Raw genomic sequence first — 22,867 nt, 5'->3', positions numbered from 1 at the left:
TATTCAATTAAAGTGTGCATGCTCCGCCGGCGCAACTCTGATCCTCTACCTTCTCATATCCTTCATGGACAATGCCTGAAGCACTATTGAGATAGTAGCGGGTCTTACAACCTAACTTCATCATATAGATAAAGTCAGAGAGGAGCTGTCTGCTCGAAATCGTCTGCTGATTTTGTAAATTGAGGTAGAGGTCAGCACTAATCGCTTGCCCTGTAAATTTCTGAATGATGGCATACATTTCGATGAGATCTTTAGAATCAAGATTCCAAGCGATATCGTAGTAAGGCGCTAACTCATCCATATCGGGAGCGAGTAGAAGATTCTTTCCTGTTCCTGAGGTCTTCATCACTTTCAAGTTACGAATGGGATAGAGACCATTTGTAGTATTTGTCAATTGTGAGCTAGATTCCACCGGCATCATTGCCTCTAATACCGAGTGACGAATACCACCTTGCGCAATAATTCCTTGACGGAGACTCTCCCAATCATACACCAATGGTTGCGTATGCACACTGTCGACATTACGATTGTAGGTATCGATCGGCAACCAGCCTTCCGGATACTTCGTGCGATCAATCCATGCGGCATTCCCCTTCTCTTCTGCTAAGCGTAAGCTTGCTTTATGGAGGAAATAGGAGTGACGCTCAGCAATAAAGTGAATGTAGTTTTTACCCTCTTTTGAAGCATAGCTTAATTTTTGAAGTGCCATCTCATGCGCAAGGTTTGTGATCCCCACACCAATTGAACGACGTGCTTTTGCCGTTGTCTCAAGTGATGCAAATGGATACTCCATAATCTCAATAACATTATCAATCATCAAGGCGCAGTAGTAAGCGACATCTTCATACTCCTCTTCCGAGACGCGCCCTACCACTATTGAGGCGAGAGAACAGAGACCGATCTCCCCTTCAGGGTCGCTTGAGTAGAGATCAGGCATACCGGTATAAGGTTTTGTCGGCAGTGCGATCTCAAGACAGAGATTTGAAGAGTAGATTGTATCTTTAAATGGGGTATGACGATTCATCTCATCGATATAGGTGAGATAGATTCGCCCCGTTTCTGCCGCTTCTGTTAATGATTTAATCGCAATATCACGTGCTTTGACTAATGTCTTTTCGATAGAATCATCTGCTAAGACACGCTCATACTCATTTTTAAAGGCTTCGTAATCTTCACTATAGAAGAGCTCATAGAGCTTAGGCGCATGAAGCAGACTAACAAGCATCCAATCTTCATTGCGTGCTACCTTCTCTACAAAGTAACGATTCACCAACATGGCATAATCGATATCACGAATACGCTTTTGAGTGATGGTTGTTGGGTTTTTCAAGACCAAAAGGTCAAAAATTTCAGGATCTAACACATTGAAGTAGACCGTTGCTGAACCACCACGAGATGCTTGCATATTGGCATGTACGGCCGATTGAATCATCCGATAATAGGGTAATTTCCCCTGATGCACAACGCGCCCCTCTTTAACTGGGTCCCCTTTAGAACGGGTTAAAAGATGGGAGCCGATTCCCGCTGAAGCACAGGTCATCATATAAGCGATATGGTCACCCACCGCTAAGCTCTTCACATTATCTGCCGTGGTATAGACACAGCATGAAGCATAACCTTTATGGGGTGTACGCATATTAATCAACATCGGCGTAGGCGTATTGATCTTTAACTCATTCAGATAACGATAGAGCTTCTTGATATCTTCCATACGGCGTTCACGAGGTTGGTTCTGCATATTTTGCATCGCCATCCCCATAAACATAAATTGAGGCGACTCTAGGCAGAGTCCTGTTACACGATTGCTGATCAAGTAACGATCTTTCATCTGACGAAGCGTTGTGTAGTTATAGTTGATATCGATATTGTGATCGATAATCTCTTCCAATGCCTCTAACTCTTCACGGGTGTAATCCATCGCTTCCCAATGGTTAAGCGCCACCATATGATCATAAAACTCAGGAAGCGTTGGAATCTTTTTAAAACCGCCAAAAGCCTCTTTATAGATCGTTCCAATTAAGAGACGACCTGCCATCTTTAGGTGCTGATGATCCTCACGTTCAACACAAGCATCAATCATCGCTTTATGTAGTTCTAGCGTTGTGCAACCGTCATAACACTTACGGTAAGCCTCTAAAGCGATCGCACTCCAATCAACCTCATAATGAGCGGCAAATTCAGCCCATTTATTGAGTTTATCGGCATCGAACTTCTCTCGATCGCCATTGCTTTTAACTACATAATTAATCATCGAGCACCCCATAAAAATTTAAAAAACAGTATAAAAAATTAGATATATTCTTAAATTCCACCCAATATTTAAATTTAAGAATATAACCAACCCAAATCATAGAAAAATCATAAAAAATCGAGTATTATACAGATAAAAATGAGATATATCAAGAGTATTTTTATCAAAATATGCTTGTTGCGGACACACTATATCACTCCTTCCCCATTTTAGAGAAATCTAATCTCTATATCCCCTATAATCCCAATGAGAAATAAAAAGCAAAAAACATATACGTAACAATCAACTAAACTGACAATACATATTCATCTTGAGTATCAAACTGCCTACGAATGGTTCTTTTTATAGATGACAATGAATACTGTTTACAGACTTTTCGCTAATTTTGAGTAAAAGGTATCCTCTCTGAGAACCCCCGCGAGGATAGCGAATCGCACCGGGACTAAAGAGTTGGATGCCCTCAATCTCTTTTGCCGCCGGTATATGAAGATGTCCATGAAGCGCAATATCAGCATGATTGATTTTAGCTCTCTTAATGACCGTAGCTTCAACTTCGCGATAGCTAGCGATATGACCATGAGTCAGATAGATTCGTCTCCCGGCAATCTCTACTACATTCTCTAAAGGAAAATTAAGGCGATTATTAGGCGCGATATGAGGATCGTTATTACCGGTAACGCCATAAAATGGCAGATCAGGAAAGATATATGCCGCCTCTAAAAGTTCCTCGGCACCATCGCCTAAAAAGAGCACTGCTGAGATTCGATTCTCCCATCGAGTGATAATATCGATCACGCTTGCAAGATCACCATGAGAATCTGAAAGAACGAGCAATAACTTATCTTCAGTCTTCAAAGTTGCTTCGATCTTTTCACGCAATCGATCCTCTATCTCATCCCATTGCTTAATCGGCTGTCCAATCTCTTTCATTGTTTCTCCTATCGCCTCTTTAAATCTTCTTTAGATCTTCTTTAAATCTCTATTCCGCAGACAGATATCTCTACCCCTTACTGAAACTTCCTCTAAAGATCCCAAATCGTCTCGGGATAAGGGAAATCAGTTTCTCTTAATGGAGGTGTTTGATAAAAATGTTGTAGCGCTGCTATCAATTGCTCTCCACGCGGGGGAATTCCTTCATTGAGCATTTTGATCACTTCCTGCTGTACTCGCTGCTGAAATTGAAGACGATCGGGTTCAAAATCACCGGCAAGATTATCGCAGCTTACAGAAAATTTGCGGCCACATGCTTGCGAAAAGAGCCACTCTAAGGCTTGAGGTCGAATCTCATGCGCTTCAAATTGAGCTTGGGTCGCTTCATCCCGGCCATCGGGGCAATACCAATAACCAAAATCGACCAACTGACGTCGCTCCCGACCGGCAATACACCAGTGGGCAATCTCATGAAGAGCGCTCTGAAAAAAACCATGGGCAAAGATAATTCGATGATGGGGAGATTGATCATCTGCCGGCAGATAGATCGGCTCGTCATCCCCTTTAACTAAAATCGTATTCTCACTCTCTAAAAAGGTATTATTGAAGATCTCGATCAGATCCTCATAGCGATGATTCATGATGTACTCCTACTCCTTCATCCGATTCATTTAAGCGGAGATTTATACCAATGGAGCGCTATTTTAACATAAGCGACTCGCTCTCCTCTTGACTAAGATTCAGCCCCATGATGCAGAAAATAGCACATGATCGTTTAACTTTGGTAAAGTAGGGAGCGATATCGATATTTCCACCCACTTTTAATCGATCGACACTTACCCGGTGTCAGCAGATTATGGTATAGCTCCCACAATGAGCTCTTAACCATAACTTTTAGAGGGTAGCTAAAGACTTTTGACAAAATCAAGCTTCGCTACAATCAGAGCTATCAATATTTCGACAATATTTCGATAGCATAGAGCGCTTTTATAGTTTTTATAATAGTTTTTATAATATGACTGCAATGCAGAATTATCGCTATAGCGCCTCTATGATGTTTCTATTACACGTCTATTGAACATCCATTAGATGACTATTAGATGACTAAGTTACAACAGCTTTTAGCTATTATACATACCTCAAAGAGTTTAATTATGATGGAGAACACCCTAACGCCGGCACTTAATAATCGCTCGGCATTGACGAAGATGTCGATCGCTATGATCCTATTTGGATCTGTCGGTTTCTTTTCAGAAAGAAGCGGCATACCCGCCCTGGAACTTGTCTTTATCCGCTGCATCTGTGCGAGCCTCTTTTTAGGGCTCTTTTGGTGGCTATCGGGGCAACTACGTCGTGAGCGTTGGATTCCTAAAGAGATTATGAAGATCTTAGTCTGTGGCGTTTTCCTCATTCTCAATTGGGTCTATTTTTTTAAAGCGATCGAAGAGAGCGGTGTAACAGTAGCGATCTCCATCTATCATCTAGCCCCTGTCATTGTGATGATTCTCGGGGCATTTATCTATAAAGAGCGGCTCACCCTCATTCCGCTATCGGCCATTATTATCTGCTTTATCGGCACCCTAGCGATTGCAGAGATCAATCGTACAGAATCAGTTGCCGACTTTTTCAGTAAAGGTTTAATCTATGGACTTCTCTCAGCACTTTTCTATGCTCTCTTAACCTTAACCGGCAAAGGCTTTAAATATGCTAGCTCCTACGCCATCACAACTATTCAGGTACTCTTTGGCGCCCTGCTATTAGCCCCCTTTATCGATTTCTCTCTCTTTGAAAATTTAACCTCTCTTAACTGGTTCTATATCCTTATTACAGGCTTTGTCCATACCGGTATTGTCTTCTATCTCTTCTTCGATTCTATCCGCTCACTGAAGACTGAAACGATCGCACTTCTTGTCTTTCTCGATCCCCTCGTTGCAATTTTGATGGATATCTTTATCACAGGATTCTTCCCTTCTCCCGAGCAGTGGATCGGCATTATTGCGATCTTTGGTGGAATGGCGTTAACACTCCTACCACGGAAAAAAGTTAAAAATAGACATTCAAAATCTACATTAAAAAATATGGGTTAAAAATAAATAATCCTCAGATCAGATTCAAATGACTTTGTTGCGCCAAAAATAGTCCCATCATGATACAATTAGCCCCCATTAACATCTGTTGATGATCTCTCTTTAACCCCTATAACGATCTGATATTATTATGATTCATTCAAACCGTGGTTTTCTTCTTCCGCTCCTCTGCCTCTTTGCGGCAATGATCTCGATCCAAGGGGGCGCAACATTAGCAAAACAGCTCTTTCCTTTAGTGGGCGTAGAAGCGGTTACTGCTTATCGCCTAGGATTTAGCGCAATCATTTTGCTGATCATCTTCAAGCCCTGGAAGCGGAAATTGCAGGTGGGATATCGTCGCTATCTGCTCTACTATGGAATCACTCTGGGAACGATGAATTTTCTCTTCTATCAATCAATTAAAACTATTCCGCTTGGCATCGCTGTGGGTCTAGAATTTACCGGCCCTTTAGCTGTTGCTCTCTTTGCTTCACGCAGAAAAATTGATTTTCTCTGGATCGGCTTAGTCGTCCTCGGATTATTAGCGCTCATCCCTTTTCAAGATAGTAGCTCAATCGATCTGCTAGGAGTCTTCTATGCATTAACAGCAGGTGTCTGTTGGGCACTCTATATTGTTTTTGGTCAAAAAGCGGGGAACTACTACGGAACGGCAACTGTTGGTATCGGAGCGGCAATTGCTGCCATTATCTATGTTCCTATCGGTATTGCGAGCGGAGGATTCTCCATCTTTGCGCCTCAATATCTGCCGATGGCGATCGCCGTTGCCGTCTTAACATCGGCACTCCCATACGCACTTGAGATGATGGCGCTGACGCGAATGCCGGCAAAAACATTTGGGACATTAACCAGTTTAGAGCCCGCCATTGCCGCTATCTTTGGATTTATTATCTTGAGTGAGGTTCTCTCTACGGTACAAATTGGGGGGATTTTAGCGATTATTATCGCCTCTCTTGGTGCCTCCCTCTCCTCAAAGCCGATTGAAACTGTTAAAAAGGTGGATTAAAGATGCCATTTGATCGAAACCTCCCTCAATATCAAGCCCCAAAAGGGATCAAACATCAGCTAGGAAAGTGGGTCGGTGCGATTCTACTTGTCTTCCTACTCCTTTTTATTATGAATTATCTTGTAAAAGAGAATGTTGCCCAACTTATTGAGCGTCAGATTGAGCAGCCTCAAAATAACGCAAAAGAAGAGAAGCCTCTAGCAGATCCTTCTATTTAAATTCTCTCGTTTGAGTCAAAGCTTTCGAAGCTGATCGACATTCAAAAAAATCTCTCTTCTGCCATATTGACATTCGCTTAAGAGAGAATAAAATATATCCACGATTAACAACTTTCCTACTTTTATGCGCTCTTGCGACAAACAGCAGTACAACCACTCTTCCCATTTTATTGCCCGATTCTGTCTTCTCTGCTATCGGCGCGGGTGAACTCACCCCTTGATGAATCCTCCTCGATTCATCGATGATCCTTGATCTTGGATCATCGCTCTCAAGCACAATCAAAAACTATCAGAAAATATCAAGTCTAAGTGAGAATCTACTAGGCACAATCACAATTGCCTATCTCAACTTATCAATTATCGTTATTTATATACGGAAACTATTATGAACAAAGCGTGGATTTACGTTGCGCTCACCTCTATTTTTGAGCTGATATGGCTTTATGGATTTAATGTAGCATCAACTTGGTGGCACTGGGCTATCGTTGGTATCTTTGTCCTCCTCGACCTTAACTTTCTTGCGAAAGCTTGTGAAGGGCTTCCCACCGGAACTGTTTATGCGATCTTTGCCGCAAGTGGTACGGTCGGTACAGTCTTAATGGATTACTTCCTCTTTGATGAAACCATCACAGGAGAGATGCTCTTCTTTATGGGAATTATTTTAGTGGGAGTTTTAGGACTCAATCTCTTTGATGTCAATATTCGAGAAGAGGAGAATGCATAATGGGAATCTCATATATTACAATCGGTTGGATCTTTGTAGCACTTGCCTCTGTAGCCGAACTGATCGGCGTCTTTGGATTGAGCCTCTATAGCCAAAATAGAACCTTGATCAATCGGGTACTCTATTATGGTGGGATCTTTGCATCCTTTGCCCTTCTCTACTTCTCATTCCGCTTTTTACCGCTCAGTATCGCTTATACCGTCTTTACAGGAGTGGGGACAGCTGGTGCGGTGACGCTCAACATTATATTTTTCAATGAATCGAAAAATATTAAGAGAATTTTGAGCTTAGCGGCAATTATTATTGGCGTAGTCGGTCTACAGCTCGTCACGGCAACACAATAAATCGAAAAATAGAAAAATAGAAAAATAGAAAAATAGAAAGATAGAAAGAATCTCAGCAGCATTGAGATAACGTATCAATCGAAAGAAGTGTGGATCAATCTCCACACTTTTTTTATCTCATCGATAAAATATCTTCACGATAGAAGAGTACTATTGATGGGCCACAATTGATAACTGAGTATGGATTAACTGAGCATGAGCTAACTGAATATGGGTTAACTTACTTTAGGTCAATAGCATCATGATCTGCTCATAACTAAAGAGCAGAAGTCGATAGATAATAAATAGCATCATCAGAGCAATCAAGAGATTGAGAATCCGCCAAGTTAACGGCTTTCGGAAGATCGGTGCTAATTTTGTTGCGGCATACCCCAAACTATAGAACCAGATACTCGATGCCGTCAAACTCCCTAGCAGAAAAGCGATCTTATGCTCATCCTCAAGCGTCCCGGCAACTCCGCCAATAATCACTATCGTGTCAAGATAGACATGGGGGTTGAGTAACGTAATAGCGAGTGTTGCTAAAATAACGGATCTCAGTGAGGATCGCCCCTCATAATATCCTGTACTCATTACCTGCTCTTGGAAGATCGCACGTAATGAGTTATAAGCAAAGATCGCTAAATAGAGCGTCCCGAGCAGTGCTAAAATAAGCTGCAAAATAGCATTTTGCGCCACCATTGTGCCGATCCCTAAAACACCAACCGACATTAAGATAAAATCACACAGAAAACAGACTGTTGCGACCCAAAAGATATGGTTATTCTCTATCCCTTGCTTTAGGACATAAGCATTTTGCGCCCCAATGGCAACAATGAGTCCAAATGATAGCGCTACTCCCTGCAGATAGATCTCCCAAACCACAACTCCCCCCTCTTTTATCCCTTTATCGGCTTTCTTATGATCTCTAATAAGATCTCATGATCTTTGATGATCTTTGATGATCTTTGATGATCTTTGATGATTTTTTAAGTTTTTAAGTTTTTAAGTTTTTTAAAAATGATAAAAAAATATTTACAGCAACCGAAGCCACTGTAAATATTCTTGTCACACGCTCTTCAATCTGAATATTGCTACTCAATATTGAAGAGATGATTCTTTATAACAGAAATGTTAAACGTTAGATCTCACGAGTTAGATCTCGAGAGCTAATTTTTCAGCAAGTCCAACATACGTTGCCGGCTCGAGTGCTTTAAGTTGCTCTTTCACTTCTGGTGCAAGCTCTAAAGTATCGATAAACTCACGCATCTGCTCAATATTAATACGCTTACCACGTGTGAAATCTTTCAATTTTTCATAAGGATTTTCAATACCATCACGGCGCATCACCGTCTGTACCGCTTCCCCTAATACTTCCACGTTTGCATTAAGATCTGCCATTAAGGTCTCGGCGCTCACTTCTAATTTGCCATGACCTTTTAAGAGACTACTAAAACCGATCAAGGTGTAACCGAAAGCAGATCCTACACTACGAAGTACCGTAGAATCACTCAAGTCACGCTGCATTCTTGAGATCGGTAACTTCTCTGCAAAGTGGATAAAGAGTGCGTTAGCAATCCCAAAGTTCCCTTCTGCATTTTCAAAGTCGATCGGGTTCACTTTATGTGGCATCGTTGAAGAGCCCACTTCGCCGGCAATCGTGCGCTGTTTGAAGAAGTTGTGGCTAATGTAGTTCCAGACATCGCGCGCCCAATCGATCAAAATGGTATTGATACGGGTCATTGTGTGTGAAAACTCAGCGATATAATCATGGCACTCAATCTGTGTTGAGTAAGGGGTAAAAGTTAAACCAAGATCTTGCGTAATAAAATCTTCTGCAAATGCTGGCCAATCGAACTCAGGATAGACTACAACGTGCGCATTATAGTTACCAACAGCACCATTGATTTTGCCTAAAAACTCTGTGTTTTGTAACTGCTTAACCTGTCTTTCAAGACGATAGATCACATTAGCGATCTCTTTCCCTAAAGTTGTCGGTGTTGCTGGCTGCCCATGGGTTCTTGAGAGCATCGGAATCGCAGCAAATTGATGTGCCATATCACGCATCGAGGCGATCACCTCTTGAAGCTGTGGCAATACAACATCATTAATTGTGCTCTTAAACATCAAACCATATGAGAGGTTATTGATATCTTCCGAGGTACAGGTAAAGTGAGTGAACTCTGATGATGCTGCAAGTTCTGGGTGATCCTTAACCTGATTTTTGATCCAATACTCAACCGCTTTCACATCATGGTTCGTTGACTTTTCAATCTCTTTGACCGCCATGGCATCTTCAGGAGAGAAGTTCTCATAGAGCGAAATTAAAAATGCTTTCGCCTCTTCCCCAAATGAAGGAATCTCTTCAAAATGCTTTTCAGAGGCAAGCTTAATTAACCACTTGATCTCAACCATCACACGATAACGAATTAAACCATACTCACTCACCTCAGCCACTAATGGCTCAACACGACTAGCATAACGACCATCGAGTGGAGAGACAGATAATACAGAATGAATACTCATAATATTTCCTTTATTAAGTACTTAAGCACGAATTCGAGTAGATAATAGCGCTGCACAGATCAGCAATATCCAACCGACAATAAAAAAGAGACCGCCTATCGGCGTCACCAATCCCAAATTTTTAACAGATAAGAGCGCGATGAGATAGAGGCTCCCTGAAAAGAGAATAGTCCCTATCAAAAATGAAAAACCCGCTAAACGGAGAAGTTTAGGGGTTGTCAATAGAAGGAGAAGTATGCCAATAATAATGAGAGCAATACTATGAATAAATTGGTATTGAACAGCAGTCTCCCAGATCTCTTTACCGCGCCCTACAAGTTGATCACTTAAGGCATGGGCACCAAAGGCACCGACCATAACGGCTAAGCCGGCTAAAATAGCGCCGATAACAATAAAAGATCGGCTTAATACTACTGGCGCATTCATCAATTCCTCTCTCGTCTGTTCCATTCTCTCTCCCGATTTTTGTAAGCGCAATGCTCTACATCAATCTGTCATGAATTCTCTAAACTCTACACCTTAATCTCAATCTAAATCCCAATCTGAATCTACTTCCAAGCTTTCGCTAGAAGATGATCGATCGGCGATGGATCAGGTCTTGCAATTACGGCATCCTCTCGGTAGACAACAATCGGTCTTTCAATCACAATAGGATTCTCTACAACAAAGGCAATTTTTTGATCATCATTCCAAGTAAACCACTCTTGCGAGATCTCTTGAAACGGTGCTTCTTTCATTCGAATAATGCCATCAATCCCTAACCCTAATTTTGCAAGAAGAGAACGAATCATCTCCGCTGAGAGCGACTCGTCAAGATAGTTGATTACCTGATATTCAATCTTTTTCTCATCAAGATATTCACGCGCAGCTCTCGATTTTGAGCAATCGCCATTATAGATAATTTGCCACATATTTAACTCCCTTCGGTTTTCATATTGTCAGCCAACATTGCAAATGCAAATACCGCATATTCAAATATTGCAAACTGACACACAATACCATTTAAAATTTGCGCTTATTCTACCATCTATCCCACTATTTAGATACAAAGTGGCTAAAGGGAGCGCTCACAATTTACCGGCAAAAGATAGAGCCAAGCCCTTCCCGCCTTCATTGATACCGAAATCCCTCTCTCTGCTATCACTTCATTGGAATAGGTCAATCCTGAACCTATCTCAAGATCATGTTGCACCAACGGCCACTTGACCCCGGAGAGATTGATGCCACAAAGATCGCTCAAGGCGATAAGACTTACCGTCGCTCCTACTGGTGGCGTAAAAAGGTACTCTTTTCCCGCTTCTAAAAAATAGAGCGTCTCAACACCATCGGTATGAATCACTCTTGCTTCGGGATATTGTGCCGGCAAAAAGAGCAGTGCCGCTTGATGATCAAGGCGTCCGCCTATTCCTCCTAACAATAAGAACTGATCAACCCCTTCTCTTCTTGCAAGGGAGAACGCAAGTTCTGTATCGATCTCATCCTTCTCAACAGGATAACTCACCTTCTCTCGATAGAGTGCCGGCGAAATCTCTAGCTTTCTACTCGAATCGAAATCTCCCACCCAAAAATCTACCGCCACTTCGCGCGTTTTACTCAACGTTACTAACGCCTCTGCTTTATCAATTCCTTTATCGACGGCGATCACCATCGCATCTTGAAACCAATCTCCAAAGGAGGCCATGACAGCCTCAAAGTTAACAGTCCCAGGTAATAAGATCACGGCTCGAGTAGGCTTCTGACTCACTATTCACCCTCCTCAGATGCGACACTCGATTCACCTTCCGCTGTAGTCTCTTCAATATCGAAATCATCATCTACATCATCGCTGAGATCATCTAAGTGCTTATCTAAAATCCTTTCTGCCCTGCCGGCAAAAGGATTTTCTGGAAGTGCATCAATCACACGCTGTGGTGGAATATCGGCGATAACATCTGCTCGTTTAGGAGTAAAGATCAAGGTTGTCAATGCCTCATTGAGGGGCACCCACTCTAAGGTCTTAATTCGCATCAAAGCAATCACCGGAACATGAACCGCATTAGCAAGATGCATCACCGCCGTCTCAACAGAGATAATAAGATCTGAATTTGCCAACATTGCCGGCAATTGGAAGAAATTATCAACAGCACTAAATGCCACTGTATTGGTCAGCTGATGTTTCTCAATCAATGCTCTAATTTCTGGGAGAATCTCAGGGATCCCATTAATAATAAAGAAGCTATTTTTCCATTTTGACTGCTGCTGCATCAATTCAATCAACTCACGAACCTGTGACAATTTCCATGAACGGCGAGGATTTTTCGCAATATGATTGATAAAAATAATCGGTTGATCAGCCTGAACACCCCATTTTCCAAGTTGCTTTTCTGCATCTTTGCGCCATTTTTTAGGGATTTTAACAAAAGGATAGCGATCTTCAGGAAAGAGCATCACCCCACCGATCTGGGAAAACCAGTAAGCATAATCATCACTAATATGCCGATCACTTCCATTATGAGGCTTAACAACTTCAATAGTTGCATTCAGTTTTTTAAGATCCAATTTCTCACGAATCTGATACCAGCGATAGCGAATATCCATTCCCATCGCAAATCCATCGGGACCCGCTATATCTCGTGCTAATCCTGCCCCATTGAGCGATGCTAAGGTCTCAATTGAGACAACGATGGGATATTTTTGTAATTTTGCTTCCACAATCGATTCAAGGCGAAGTGCCGGTGAATAGTTTTTATTGTAGATCTTATCAAAAATACCGCACTTACCGACCCAATCATAGAGCGAATATTTCTTTAAGAAAGGCCATTTTTTGGGATCATTGGTGCAACGAACCTCTTCAATAAAGAGATCGATCTTTAAGTGAGGATAAGCTTCCTTGAAAGCTTTAAATCCATTTTGGAGATAGGTAAAATCACCAATTGCCAGATGCGCGATAAAGAGAATTCGTTCCGCCTGAGCAAGTCGTTCTGCCGGGATCTTCCCAAGCGCTAACCTTCTTCGCATAGTAATATGGGGCTCCCCCTCTTCTAAAAAGGTCTCACCTTCTGCCTTAAATTGATAGCGCTCATAAAATCCCTTTGCCGCTAATTGCGCATGCAGAATCACTTCATCACTCTCTGCTAAGACCGCCATCTTCTTTAATGCTTCTTTTAAGAGAAATTGCCCTAATCGATATCCGCGATATGCTTTAAGAATTGCCACCCGTCCTACTTGGTATACGCCATCGCTATTGAGAAAAAATCGGAGCGTACCAATCGCTTCTAAATGGGAGCTATCGGGGCTCTTCTTACTCTTACTCGAAGAGAGGCCCATCTCCGCAGCTTCTAGTGCAAGATCATGCTCAATCGTTAAATCTTCAAACTTCTCTACACGATGCCCTGATCGATCTAATCGATCTAAGTCATCTTTATCATCACGATAGAGTAGGAGATGCCATGAATTTTGATCCATTGCATCATGATCGATCTCAGCGGGGAATCCCTGCTCTTGTGTAAATACCGTATCCCTAACCGCTAATGCATCTTGAAATGCAGATGCTTTCTCCCCTTTAATCCAGATAAATTTCATAGCAAAACCTCTCAATAACGATCTGTTAATCCTATCAAATATGGTCATTTTTTGCAGTTAAAATAGGAATAGATCATAAAGTTGCTATAATTGACTACAAAGATTTTTAAGATCATTTTTTAAGATCACTTTATGACGGCAATTATCAATTGATCTTGACCATTGATAAAAATAGATAGCGCAAGTCTAAAGTGGATTCATCACTACTAAAAAGAGGCAAAGAAGATTATGAGTTTTGCAAAAGTTCCCGCAGCCAATGATATTGCAAAGATTACTGAAGATTTTAACTGTATCATTGAGATCCCTGCAGAATCTGATCCTGTTAAATATGAAGTTGATCACGATACCGATCTCATCTGGGTAGACCGCTTTGTCGGCACCAATATGCGTTATCCTGCAAACTACGGTTTTATCCCTAACACTCTCTGCGATGATGGCGATCCACTTGATGTATTAGTAATCACCCCATTCCCACTGATTCATGGCTCTGTCGTTCGTTGTCGTCCATTGGGCGTCCTCAATATGACTGATGAATCTGGCGGCGATGCAAAATTGATCGCTGTTCCTATCAGCAAACTCTGCCCGATGTATGATCATATTGAAGATATTAAAGATCTTCCTAAACTCCTCATTGATCAAATTGAGTTTTTCTTCCAAAACTACAAAGGTCTGGAGAGTGGTAAATGGGTTAAACTAGATGGCTACAGCGATAAAGCTGCAGCACAAAAAGAGATTGAAAACTCCCTTAAACTCTTTAATGAGAAGCAATAGCCAATCGAGAATCGTTAAGCTCAATAATGATCAAGGATAATCAATGCCAATAAAGATTTATAAGATCTAATGAGTGATAAAAAAGCGATAAAAATTTAAAGCAATTAAAAAAGGAGCAATCTCATAGTACAGATTGCTCCTTTTTTATCACTACTACCAACTCAACAAAACTTCTTTTAGTTGAATTCGAATATAGTTTAACCCAACTTAATTAAAATCATAACGCTAACGCCCTGTCCTATCAGGCTAATGCAATTAACGGAACTCAATATGATAGATCATCACAGTTGAAAAATATCCTCCCCTTAAAGGCTTCTCTGGATTTTTACGAAGATTTGCCGTGATATATAGATTGAGCAAACCTTGAGGCTTTAGCTCTCCAAACCGTAAAGGCGTATTAAATTGTAACTTTTTAGTTCCTATCGTACTCCCTGAGGAGAGGTCTTCGACTACAAAAGAGAGATTAGTACCATTTGAAATTTCTATCTCATCATTAACAACAGGATCCGTCGCTTTAAATGTTATGATCGGGTATAAATTATAGTTGCACGTATCATCAACGGATCTACCGATCCTAAAAAAAAAGCTTTTTTTAACACTCTTCACAAGATCTTCCCGATTAAGTGTTCCAAAATCAACTTGAGGAGGTACAACAACCATCGGTCCTGGCGTTACACATGGATCTGGGAAAGTATCAAAGGTCGATACTAAATAGAGCGGATAAGGGGCATATCTCTTCTCTAATTGCACATCAGAAGAGTTATCGATTACAGAAAAAAGTGGTATGTAAAATGGATTGATAGGCTTTGGATTTTCAGGAATGACACGAGGTTTTACAACTCTTTCACTAATATTTATCTTAACCGAAAATTCATGAAATTGCCCTTCACCTAATGCCGGTAAAAATAGCTGCTCACCAAGATGACTAGCCGCAATATCAAAGACATATAGAGAACTTTTTTGTGTTTCCCCACTATTGAGCGCAACAACTGTTGTTTCAACATCAAAAACCTTAAAAGTAGGTTGGTATTGATTAACAATCTTACTAGCAAAAATAGATACTCCCCCACTTCCTGTTTGTGTTTGAACAAAAATTGGAACATCTCCCTTACAGCGCAACCTAAACTCAATAGTTTGCGCAGGAGCAACCTCATTCAATGGTAAATTTGTCTCAATATATCTTGGTCCGCCCAAACCTGTATCACTGGCAATACATAATGGATTATTCCAATCATACCCCTTTTGAGCATAGTTAGGAGTAATGATCACTATCCCTAAAAAAAAGATTAATATAGCCTGTAGCCTAATTCTAACTCTCATTATATGATTCTCTCCATTATTTTATAAAAACATAAATTAATCAATTATTATTGATGTAATTTTAGTAGAGAGTAAAATAATAAGGGAGGAATATGGGGTCCCCCACACAAAAAAATAGAGAATAGTAACCTGCAATCGCTAACTCATTACTAACTCTCTATGCTGTACTTTAAATCCTGTTTAATAATCAATTTCAATTAAAAATATCAATAATATTCCATTAAATAGATAACTGTTGAAGAAAAAGGGCCGGATTTAATGTTTTTTCCCTTATTTCCTTTTTTTAATTCAACACTAATAGTCTTCTTTAATTTATTATTACTAACACGCCCTAGATCATATGCTTTTGCCATCGGTATTGTCCGATTGCTACTAGTATCTTTAAAGGTCATCATCAAACCATTTTCCAAATAAATATTATTATTCTCATAATAATCCTGGGGAATAAATGTCACCCGAGGAGATGATGAGATACCACTACAACTCCCACTATTACGCATTAAGCTGATGTCAAAAGAACGAGAAACGACTTTCCCTGCTTCAACCTCATTTTTACTCAGGTTGCCAAAATCAATGGCATCTGTAGAAATGATGGTTTTATAGGCATCTATTAAACAGGGCTCATCCCTCATAAAAAAATTAGGATATAGTGATGCCGCTGCTATATGCTCTCCCCTACCATTTTTGAGTGATGTAAAATAGGTATGGTCCATAATTTCCCAACCATAATTATCTTTATAAAAATTAGAATAAAAATAGAGAGGCTCTATTTGCATACGAACAACGACTTTTGCCGGAGTATAAGCTGTACCTGTATAGGTGTAATTACCCCCACACCCCCAATAATCTTTTTATTCATAATATCGTAGCTCCCTCTCATTACTGCCCCACCAGTACTTCCTATTGGAGTCACCGTGATATGGACCATGGATGATACTCTGGACGGTCGAACTTCCCGCCAAAACTGATCAACTCTCTCCATTTGCCTCGGAGTATAAGCAGATAACATCATTACGGTGATATTCCCTGGACATGAGACCGTATAAGTCATGATAGGATTGGCAAAATTCAAAATCTTATTTTGAGTCAACTCAGGAAGAATCATTCCTGTTGATGGGCTAATCTTCGGAAATCCCCACGGGGTTGAATAGTTAGTAATCTGGCATCCCGCTCTCTCACCAGATGAACCTTGTCCAAAGACTACAGAAATAATCGATATAAAAAATAGAATAACACTACAAGTTTTTATAAATACTTTCATTACATATTCTTTTTTTAAAATGATATTTTATAATCATTTTTATAATGTGTTTTGTGGTAGGAAAATAGATAAAATTAAGATACGATCTTACCCCTCTTCAACAGATTAAGACAGATTAGAAGCTATTAATAGAATTGAAATTACTCACTACTATCTATTAAAATTAAATCCCTCTAATTACATCTTCATATGACGCTAAGGGTATTCAATGATATATCGAATCGTTGTTTCAAAAGGCCCCATTTTTACTTCTTTATCAGTAAATTCTTTTGTTAGTTCAGCAATGAATTTATTCTGAACCGTCGTACTTTGCGTATCCCCCCTAATCTCTGTACCCTGTATGTAAGAAGAACCATCTAATTTCACATATTCACCTTGTCCACTTTTTTTAATCCTAAGCGTAAGACCATTATCTAGTTCTATCGCTGTACTATCTGCTAACAATGGGGCATTCGATTTAAAATAAATACGAGGGTAGACACTGCGAGAACACACTTCAGCGGTAGAACTTTTCTTTGTGATCGATATTGTAAATTCTTTGACTTTACTTATTATAGGTGCAGAAAAAATGGATCCAAAGTCCACTATCGCTGGCGCTGATGGCATAAAGATGTTGCTTGGACAGCGGTCACTCATTTTTCCTGAGGTTATCTTCTGTTCCAAAACTATATTTGCGAGAGTGAAGCCTGTTACTCCAACCTGGGAAATAGCGAATGGAATAGAAAATATAGTGTGCTCAGGAGTGCTAGCTAAAACATTTGGGGCACTAAATGCAACATTACTCATCTCTATAGTTACATTGAATTGAATCTTTTGCCGCTTATCATTCCAAGGAATATAGTATCTTTGTGAAGTAGGAAACGATTTATATGGATCAAGCGTCTCTACAGAGTAGTTTACAGAGCCATTACCATATGGAATCATACTACCATCTGGATCAATAAAATAAGTACTTATACTAGTTCTAGTTATACCTCTTACCGCTATTATTGGTTGAGTATTAAATTGATAAACACTTCTTCTAGTTGAATTTATACTACCATACAGCATTAAAATAATATCTAACCCCTGGCTAGTATATCGACCAGACTCACATACTATAGTAGCTGCAATACTATAGTTTTTAGGCCGTACATTTGCCGGGGTAGTCGGATAAAAAATACGCGATACCGAGCTACCAGCGTATTCTAATGAGTTAGGCATATCTGCAGAGATATTAGTAATATTACAAGTCTCACCATAGTGTTCAGATGATGCCGAATTTGCAGTAACAACAGTAATAGTAGATAACACAAAAAAAAGAGAAAAAGTTATTTGAATAATTATTTTTCTAAAAATATTTGGAACTACTTTCATTATTGAGTACCTTATTTCAAGTTACTTACTGTTATCTATTAACTGGCAACTATTACCACACTGATAACTTTGTGATTCCGTACCACCATAATCATTGATAAAGTAGATTGTTGGTGTATTACCCAAAGATTGAGTAACTGTTACGCTCCCAAAAGGTTTCACAACAAGATCTTTTTCAATAATTTTCCCCTTTGGACCATTGCTGACACCAAATATCACGATATGGTAAGGAGATGGATTTTGCAGTGTGTAACTATTACCCGACTTCGCAACTTGCAACTCTTTTAACCAACCATTATCTTTATATTGCGGTAATCCTTTAGGGCGATAGAAGAGCTTCACCTTTGATTGGATCACAATATTGACCTGATTCTCAGCATCCGCTTTAGGAGGAACTCCCAAAACATTAAAGAAAAGCATCGATTCGCGATCTTCAGGAAGATTATTTTGACCCGCTAAAGAGATTTTTACCTGCTTCTCTTGTCCAGGATTAATTCTTTGCAAAATAGGGAGTGCTACTAAAGGCGTTTCAATTTTATTTCCTGCCTCATCCTCTATCCATGACTGCGCCAAATAAGGCTCATTCTTATTAGTATTCGAAACTACAATTGATTGAGAACTCGATTGTGCGCGATCAAAAATGACTCGAGTTCGATCTAAGGTCAATTGAGCGTAAGAGATGTTAAGCAGTGCTACCGTTAAAATAAAGAGTCGTTTCATATTTGCTTACTCCTAGTGACAAATAATATTTGTTAAATCGTTAGAATCTGTTGATCGAATCGGTAGTGTACAGGATTGATCTCTTCCCCACTTCACAACAAACTCCGCTTTTTTATTAAGGCCGGTGAGATAAGTCCGTCCTTGATCGGCAACCATTCCTACCTCAGAGCCTTTCCCATTTTCTCGATAGACGATGGCCCCAAATGGTGGGTGAGATCCATCAGGAAGTGTAATCGTTACTAATGCTTTTTCCCCACTAATCGCATTTGCCGATCGATATGCAATCGCCCCTTTAGTCGGCGCAACTTCCATCACCCCATCTTGAATCTCAACATTATTGGGCAGATTATCATTATCGATGAGATAGGTAGAGCGATAGTAGTTTGGAATATTACTAATACCTGCTAAACCAAAAATATTGGATTTACTACTATCCCCCTGCATTCCTACCCCAGGAACACCGGCATCGATAATCAAACGTGACCCCTCTTCAAATACATAAGGATGGGTTGCTAAGCCATGCTCTGTTAATGTTAAAGAACCACTGAATCCAGCAGTAACATTTTGCTGATCTGAGGCATAACTTACAGAGCCATTAAAGTTACCAAAACTTAATGTTGTGTTATAAGAAGCACTTAAAGCATAATCGACTGAACCACTCAGATCATGTTTGTGGTTCATTGCGGCACCTAGAGAATAGTTGCCTCCCAGTCCTTCACTATAAAATACTGCTTGTTGTGAGACATTTTTACGATTTCTCTCATAACGAGCATTATATGAGAGGCGAGATTTTCTATCTTCCAAAGGAATAGAGACATAAAATCCAACTAGATCATCCTTCGCCCCATAATTACTCTTATTATGGGTAAAGTTAAGGGAAACCGATGAGCTTCGGAACCAGCCACTTTCAATCGTCTTATAGAGCGAAAGATTGTAGTAAGAATTACTCTCCTGATTCCAATAGGTTGATTTTGAAGCGGTTGCAGCTACACTAATATTCCACTGCGGGACATATTGTGACACACTTAGAGAGAAACGATTTTTTTCTAAATAGATCCGGCTATCTCTTCCCGTTTTCATATCCACATAGTTACTCAAGGTTGTATAATCTCGACTTGAGAAGCGATAACCGACAATATTGAGTGAGGTATTCTCACCAAAACGTTTTGCATAATTAAAGCGATAGCTCTGCCCCGTTAAACGGCGACCTGGATTCGCTTTATTCTCTGATTTAGTGATATCAAAGGAGAGCGCCCCCACGATTCCAAGATTAAGTCCTAAGCCTGCATTGTAAGCAACGTACTCATTATTTGTGGTATAGGTTAACCCACCAATCAGAGAGATCATATCGGTCAAACCGTAGGATCCATCCGCTGATGCAAATTTCACATCAATCTTATGCGAATTATTTTGTGGCGCTAATTTACCGGCGTTAAGATTGTAGCGTAATGCCCCTTTTCGCGTTAAGTAAGGTACATGTGCTATCTCGACCTGAAACTCATTGATCGAGCCATCACTCTCTTCTACCGTAACATCAACAGTTCCACTCAAATAGGAGGGGAGATTGGCAATCGCAAAAGGCCCTGGGGGAACTTGCACCTGCTTAATGATATTGCCATATTGTCTTACCGTTACAACGGCATTTGAGGTTGCTGTCCCGGTCACTTGAGGTGCATAACCTTGTAAATAGTTAGGCATCATGCTCTCTTCAGTATAGAGAGAAACCCCCTTAAAACGCACAGAACTAAAGAGATTTGAGCGAGAGTAGAGCTCTCCGGCATAAAGATGTGCATTAAGAGCACCTATATCGGTAAATCCATAGGTTTGTGTTCGCTCAAACTTCTTCACATTATTAGGGCTATATTGATAATTGGTTCTAAAACGAAATCTCCCGAGATTAAAACCGATTACACCATAACTTGAGAAGTGATTACTACTATAGTGTCCACCTTCACTTCCCTTATAGCGATTATAGGTTTTGAGTAAATTGTAATCTAAAAACAAACCACTAATACCATAATCACGCTGATTTGGTGGAACCCAATAGGGATCGAAGTCCACCAAATAAGCATGAGGCATACGAATCTTAATCTTTTGTTCTCTATCATCAAACTCTGCCGCAATTGCAGAATCATACTGCTCTAATCCATAGCACTCACCCGCATCAGTACTATTGACTAACGTTTTTTTAGCACCTAAACGGAGCTCTTTGCTAATAGGAAGAGATGTTAACAGCTCATCGGTATAACAGATATAACTCTGCCCTTCCTCACTATAGAGATAGACAGGATAGTTATAGAAAATATTTTGCTCATTGATTACAATATCGGCAAGATATTTACCAGTAAATTGATCATTACTCCCCGCAAAGGCAGAAAGATCAACATTCTCAAACCCTAAAGATTCTAAGATCTTATTGTCAAATTCAAATGCATAACTGATAGGTGATAGTAGAGCACCGATAAGAATTAGGGCTCCCCCTCTTTTCACAGCAGCTTTCATTAAAGGTTTCATTACTCAGTAACTCTTTCTAGGATGATTATCTAGGATTAGGATGATGATAAAGAGATGGTCGATAGGAGAAACTTTCCCATCAAAATAATTATCTTGAATCTATTTATAAATTCATTAACAGCACTTTTTGATTTAAGTTTTAAATACACTTTAAACAAAATAGTTAACTTACAAAGTGCATCGTCACCACCGCTCAATTGATTCAAAAGTAGGTATCCCTCAATAAGTTTAGAGGGATACCTATCCTTTATTGCATAGAAATTAAAGTACTAATAAACCACTAAAGTAGTTGTCCTTAATTTCTAGGTTTTTGCTAGAGCGACTTATTTATAGCTTGCAACAAATGAAATAGTTGTCTCAACAGAGCCAGCAGTTACTGTACCATCACCTGCCATACGACCACGCACCTGATATGTGGCAGTACCATTTACTTTATCGATATTAGCAATTATCGGAGTTGTAACACCAGCAGGAGGGATTGGTACAATACCATCTTTACCACCAATTTCTACTTCGATACCAACACCTGTTGCTTTACCACTATTAGCCCAAAGATTGTCACCAAAAGAGGCTTTTGCCCCTGGGTTTATAGTAATAGAGACTGACTGAAGCTCTTCACCTTCCTTAGCTTCTAAATTACAATTTATAAATTTAATTTCTCCTGGAGTCCAACCACTGAAGGCATTTTTAAGAGATGCTATAGGCATAGATCCAAGGTTAATGTTTGCAGAGTTACCCGCAACAATTTCACAACCTTTTTCTGTCACTGTTCCAGTGAACTTAATTTGGCCATCAGAGCCTGCAGTACCTGCAGTTTGTGCAAATGCTGCTGTCGATAAAGATAATGCCGCCACTAACGCTAATGATAATTTTTTCATAGTTTTCACAACCTTTTTAATTCAATTTCTATTTAACAACTTGTTCAATATTAAAAAGAGGGAGGTGAAATCCTATAGGAATCCTCCCATCAGTACCCTCAATCTACAAGTGTGACTGAAGGCAGGGAGAAACCTAACACAGAAAATATTTTAAAGTAAAGTGTTTTGCCTCTTTAATAAATCATGAAAATTAATAATTTCAAACATAATCGAGAGAGTAAATAGAAGATAACCCCTGATGAAGTCTCTAAATAAGCGAGGGAGGAAAAATCATCCAAAAGTGGGAAAATAAGAAAAATATTCTTTTAAACCTCAATAAATGATCAATATTTATTCAAATATTCAAGAATAACTGACATAAATAATCATTATTTAATGTAAATTGATGTATATTTTTGTACGAAATTAGCATTCACTGAGGCTG

The 22,867-nt window shown here is 39.8% G+C and carries 22 protein-coding genes; 6 read left to right on the top strand and 16 right to left on the bottom strand.

What is annotated here, in order from left to right:
* Positions 1 to 7: 7 nt before the first annotated feature.
* From B9T19_RS03090 to B9T19_RS03080, 3 genes are all read right to left on the bottom strand, one after another.
* On the bottom strand, positions 8 to 2,251 hold the full coding sequence (locus B9T19_RS03090) for a ribonucleoside-diphosphate reductase subunit alpha (RefSeq protein WP_094567107.1): 2,244 nt from the start codon (positions 2,249 to 2,251) through the stop codon (positions 8 to 10).
* A 342-nt stretch (positions 2,252 to 2,593) separates the two neighbouring features.
* The gene (locus B9T19_RS03085) at positions 2,594 to 3,181 is read right to left on the bottom strand and encodes a YfcE family phosphodiesterase (RefSeq protein ID WP_094567106.1); all 588 of its coding nucleotides are present in this window, start codon (positions 3,179 to 3,181) and stop codon (positions 2,594 to 2,596) included.
* A 92-nt stretch (positions 3,182 to 3,273) separates the two neighbouring features.
* A complete protein-coding gene (locus tag B9T19_RS03080; protein WP_094567105.1) occupies positions 3,274 to 3,822 on the bottom strand; it encodes an elongation factor P hydroxylase in 549 nt (182 codons plus the stop codon).
* A 513-nt stretch (positions 3,823 to 4,335) separates the two neighbouring features.
* Between B9T19_RS03080 and B9T19_RS03075 the strand changes: the two genes are divergently transcribed.
* From B9T19_RS03075 to B9T19_RS03050, 5 genes are all read left to right on the top strand, one after another.
* Positions 4,336 to 5,268 (top strand): DMT family transporter, encoded by a 933-nt coding sequence (locus tag B9T19_RS03075; protein WP_233146778.1) that lies wholly within the window; start codon positions 4,336 to 4,338, stop codon positions 5,266 to 5,268.
* A 130-nt stretch (positions 5,269 to 5,398) separates the two neighbouring features.
* A complete protein-coding gene (gene rhtA, locus B9T19_RS03070; protein ID WP_094567104.1) occupies positions 5,399 to 6,271 on the top strand; it encodes a threonine/homoserine exporter RhtA in 873 nt (290 codons plus the stop codon).
* A 2-nt stretch (positions 6,272 to 6,273) separates the two neighbouring features.
* Positions 6,274 to 6,489 (top strand): hypothetical protein, encoded by a 216-nt coding sequence (locus B9T19_RS03065; RefSeq protein ID WP_094567103.1) that lies wholly within the window; start codon positions 6,274 to 6,276, stop codon positions 6,487 to 6,489.
* A gap of 385 nt (positions 6,490 to 6,874) precedes the next feature.
* A complete protein-coding gene (locus tag B9T19_RS03055) occupies positions 6,875 to 7,213 on the top strand; it encodes a multidrug efflux SMR transporter (RefSeq protein ID WP_198959030.1) in 339 nt (112 codons plus the stop codon).
* Positions 7,213 to 7,557: a multidrug efflux SMR transporter gene (locus B9T19_RS03050; RefSeq protein WP_286480270.1), complete on the top strand. Its 345-nt coding sequence runs from the start codon at positions 7,213 to 7,215 to the stop codon at positions 7,555 to 7,557. The genes B9T19_RS03055 and B9T19_RS03050 overlap by 1 nt, the downstream gene beginning before the upstream one ends.
* Before the next feature lie 225 nt (positions 7,558 to 7,782).
* Here the strand turns inward: B9T19_RS03050 and B9T19_RS03045 are convergent, their stop codons facing one another.
* From B9T19_RS03045 to B9T19_RS03020, 6 genes are all read right to left on the bottom strand, one after another.
* Positions 7,783 to 8,421: a LysE/ArgO family amino acid transporter gene (locus B9T19_RS03045; RefSeq protein WP_158214340.1), complete on the bottom strand. Its 639-nt coding sequence runs from the start codon at positions 8,419 to 8,421 to the stop codon at positions 7,783 to 7,785.
* A 270-nt stretch (positions 8,422 to 8,691) separates the two neighbouring features.
* Positions 8,692 to 10,062: an adenylosuccinate lyase gene (purB, locus tag B9T19_RS03040; protein ID WP_094567099.1), complete on the bottom strand. Its 1,371-nt coding sequence runs from the start codon at positions 10,060 to 10,062 to the stop codon at positions 8,692 to 8,694.
* 21 nt (positions 10,063 to 10,083) lie between these two features.
* The gene (locus B9T19_RS03035) at positions 10,084 to 10,512 is read right to left on the bottom strand and encodes a DUF423 domain-containing protein (RefSeq protein WP_233146777.1); all 429 of its coding nucleotides are present in this window, start codon (positions 10,510 to 10,512) and stop codon (positions 10,084 to 10,086) included.
* A 98-nt stretch (positions 10,513 to 10,610) separates the two neighbouring features.
* The gene (locus tag B9T19_RS03030) at positions 10,611 to 10,973 is read right to left on the bottom strand and encodes an ArsC/Spx/MgsR family protein (RefSeq protein WP_094567098.1); all 363 of its coding nucleotides are present in this window, start codon (positions 10,971 to 10,973) and stop codon (positions 10,611 to 10,613) included.
* A 143-nt stretch (positions 10,974 to 11,116) separates the two neighbouring features.
* Positions 11,117 to 11,806: a thiamine diphosphokinase gene (locus B9T19_RS03025; protein WP_094567097.1), complete on the bottom strand. Its 690-nt coding sequence runs from the start codon at positions 11,804 to 11,806 to the stop codon at positions 11,117 to 11,119.
* Positions 11,806 to 13,623 carry a GNAT family N-acetyltransferase gene (locus tag B9T19_RS03020; protein ID WP_158214339.1) on the bottom strand — a complete coding sequence of 606 codons (1,818 nt, stop codon included), beginning with the start codon at positions 13,621 to 13,623 and terminating at the stop codon, positions 11,806 to 11,808. The genes B9T19_RS03025 and B9T19_RS03020 overlap by 1 nt, the downstream gene beginning before the upstream one ends.
* 228 nt (positions 13,624 to 13,851) lie before the next feature.
* Here B9T19_RS03020 and ppa point away from each other — a divergent pair, with 228 nt between their 5' ends.
* Positions 13,852 to 14,394: an inorganic diphosphatase gene (gene ppa, locus B9T19_RS03015; RefSeq protein WP_094567095.1), complete on the top strand. Its 543-nt coding sequence runs from the start codon at positions 13,852 to 13,854 to the stop codon at positions 14,392 to 14,394.
* Positions 14,395 to 14,649: 255 nt separating this feature from the next.
* On the opposite strand, the gene B9T19_RS03010 is transcribed toward ppa, so the two are convergent.
* From B9T19_RS03010 to B9T19_RS02980, 7 genes are all read right to left on the bottom strand, one after another.
* Complete coding sequence (locus tag B9T19_RS03010) at positions 14,650 to 15,714, bottom strand: hypothetical protein (protein ID WP_094567094.1); 1,065 nt, start codon at positions 15,712 to 15,714, stop codon at positions 14,650 to 14,652.
* 206 nt (positions 15,715 to 15,920) lie between these two features.
* Entirely contained in the window at positions 15,921 to 16,490 is a 570-nt protein-coding gene (locus tag B9T19_RS03005) for a hypothetical protein (protein WP_094567093.1), read from the bottom strand.
* Positions 16,481 to 16,975, bottom strand: a complete 495-nt coding sequence (locus B9T19_RS03000) for a hypothetical protein (RefSeq protein WP_094567092.1) — start codon at positions 16,973 to 16,975, stop codon at positions 16,481 to 16,483. Before B9T19_RS03000 ends, B9T19_RS03005 begins: the two co-directional genes overlap by 10 nt.
* A 195-nt stretch (positions 16,976 to 17,170) precedes the next feature.
* Positions 17,171 to 18,331, bottom strand: a complete 1,161-nt coding sequence (locus B9T19_RS02995; RefSeq protein WP_094567091.1) for a hypothetical protein — start codon at positions 18,329 to 18,331, stop codon at positions 17,171 to 17,173.
* A 21-nt stretch (positions 18,332 to 18,352) separates the two neighbouring features.
* Positions 18,353 to 19,051 carry a molecular chaperone gene (locus B9T19_RS02990; protein ID WP_094567090.1) on the bottom strand — a complete coding sequence of 233 codons (699 nt, stop codon included), beginning with the start codon at positions 19,049 to 19,051 and terminating at the stop codon, positions 18,353 to 18,355.
* A gap of 12 nt (positions 19,052 to 19,063) precedes the next feature.
* A complete protein-coding gene (locus B9T19_RS02985; RefSeq protein WP_094567089.1) occupies positions 19,064 to 21,565 on the bottom strand; it encodes a fimbria/pilus outer membrane usher protein in 2,502 nt (833 codons plus the stop codon).
* 323 nt (positions 21,566 to 21,888) lie between these two features.
* Positions 21,889 to 22,443: a fimbrial protein gene (locus tag B9T19_RS02980; protein ID WP_094567088.1), complete on the bottom strand. Its 555-nt coding sequence runs from the start codon at positions 22,441 to 22,443 to the stop codon at positions 21,889 to 21,891.
* Between the last annotated feature and the right edge of the window lie 424 nt (positions 22,444 to 22,867).

The sequence above is a fragment of the Ignatzschineria sp. F8392 genome (genome assembly GCF_002252045.1).
Taxonomy (GTDB): Bacteria; Pseudomonadota; Gammaproteobacteria; order Cardiobacteriales; family Wohlfahrtiimonadaceae; genus Ignatzschineria.
This window is presented reverse-complemented; position numbering and strand designations above follow the sequence as displayed.

What these genes read in the sequence shown, in the direction of transcription:
- B9T19_RS03005 (WP_094567093.1), bottom strand. Translation starts at nt 16,490, where the DNA reads ATGCAAATAGAGCCTCTCTATTTTTATTCTAATTTTTATAAAGATAAT.
- B9T19_RS03050 (WP_286480270.1), top strand. Translation starts at nt 7,213, where the DNA reads ATGGGAATCTCATATATTACAATCGGTTGGATCTTTGTAGCACTTGCC.
- B9T19_RS03075 (WP_233146778.1), top strand. Translation starts at nt 4,336, where the DNA reads ATGATGGAGAACACCCTAACGCCGGCACTTAATAATCGCTCGGCATTG.
- B9T19_RS02990 (WP_094567090.1), bottom strand. Translation starts at nt 19,051, where the DNA reads ATGAAACGACTCTTTATTTTAACGGTAGCACTGCTTAACATCTCTTAC.
- rhtA (WP_094567104.1), top strand. Translation starts at nt 5,399, where the DNA reads ATGATTCATTCAAACCGTGGTTTTCTTCTTCCGCTCCTCTGCCTCTTT.
- B9T19_RS03030 (WP_094567098.1), bottom strand. Translation starts at nt 10,973, where the DNA reads ATGTGGCAAATTATCTATAATGGCGATTGCTCAAAATCGAGAGCTGCG.
- B9T19_RS03035 (WP_233146777.1), bottom strand. Translation starts at nt 10,512, where the DNA reads ATGGAACAGACGAGAGAGGAATTGATGAATGCGCCAGTAGTATTAAGC.
- purB (WP_094567099.1), bottom strand. Translation starts at nt 10,062, where the DNA reads ATGAGTATTCATTCTGTATTATCTGTCTCTCCACTCGATGGTCGTTAT.
- B9T19_RS02985 (WP_094567089.1), bottom strand. Translation starts at nt 21,565, where the DNA reads ATGAAACCTTTAATGAAAGCTGCTGTGAAAAGAGGGGGAGCCCTAATT.
- B9T19_RS03085 (WP_094567106.1), bottom strand. Translation starts at nt 3,181, where the DNA reads ATGAAAGAGATTGGACAGCCGATTAAGCAATGGGATGAGATAGAGGAT.
- B9T19_RS03065 (WP_094567103.1), top strand. Translation starts at nt 6,274, where the DNA reads ATGCCATTTGATCGAAACCTCCCTCAATATCAAGCCCCAAAAGGGATC.
- B9T19_RS03090 (WP_094567107.1), bottom strand. Translation starts at nt 2,251, where the DNA reads ATGATTAATTATGTAGTTAAAAGCAATGGCGATCGAGAGAAGTTCGAT.
- B9T19_RS03000 (WP_094567092.1), bottom strand. Translation starts at nt 16,975, where the DNA reads ATGAAAGTATTTATAAAAACTTGTAGTGTTATTCTATTTTTTATATCG.
- B9T19_RS03020 (WP_158214339.1), bottom strand. Translation starts at nt 13,623, where the DNA reads ATGAAATTTATCTGGATTAAAGGGGAGAAAGCATCTGCATTTCAAGAT.
- B9T19_RS03080 (WP_094567105.1), bottom strand. Translation starts at nt 3,822, where the DNA reads ATGAATCATCGCTATGAGGATCTGATCGAGATCTTCAATAATACCTTT.
- B9T19_RS03055 (WP_198959030.1), top strand. Translation starts at nt 6,875, where the DNA reads ATGAACAAAGCGTGGATTTACGTTGCGCTCACCTCTATTTTTGAGCTG.
- ppa (WP_094567095.1), top strand. Translation starts at nt 13,852, where the DNA reads ATGAGTTTTGCAAAAGTTCCCGCAGCCAATGATATTGCAAAGATTACT.
- B9T19_RS02980 (WP_094567088.1), bottom strand. Translation starts at nt 22,443, where the DNA reads ATGAAAAAATTATCATTAGCGTTAGTGGCGGCATTATCTTTATCGACA.
- B9T19_RS03010 (WP_094567094.1), bottom strand. Translation starts at nt 15,714, where the DNA reads ATGAGAGTTAGAATTAGGCTACAGGCTATATTAATCTTTTTTTTAGGG.
- B9T19_RS02995 (WP_094567091.1), bottom strand. Translation starts at nt 18,331, where the DNA reads ATGAAAGTAGTTCCAAATATTTTTAGAAAAATAATTATTCAAATAACT.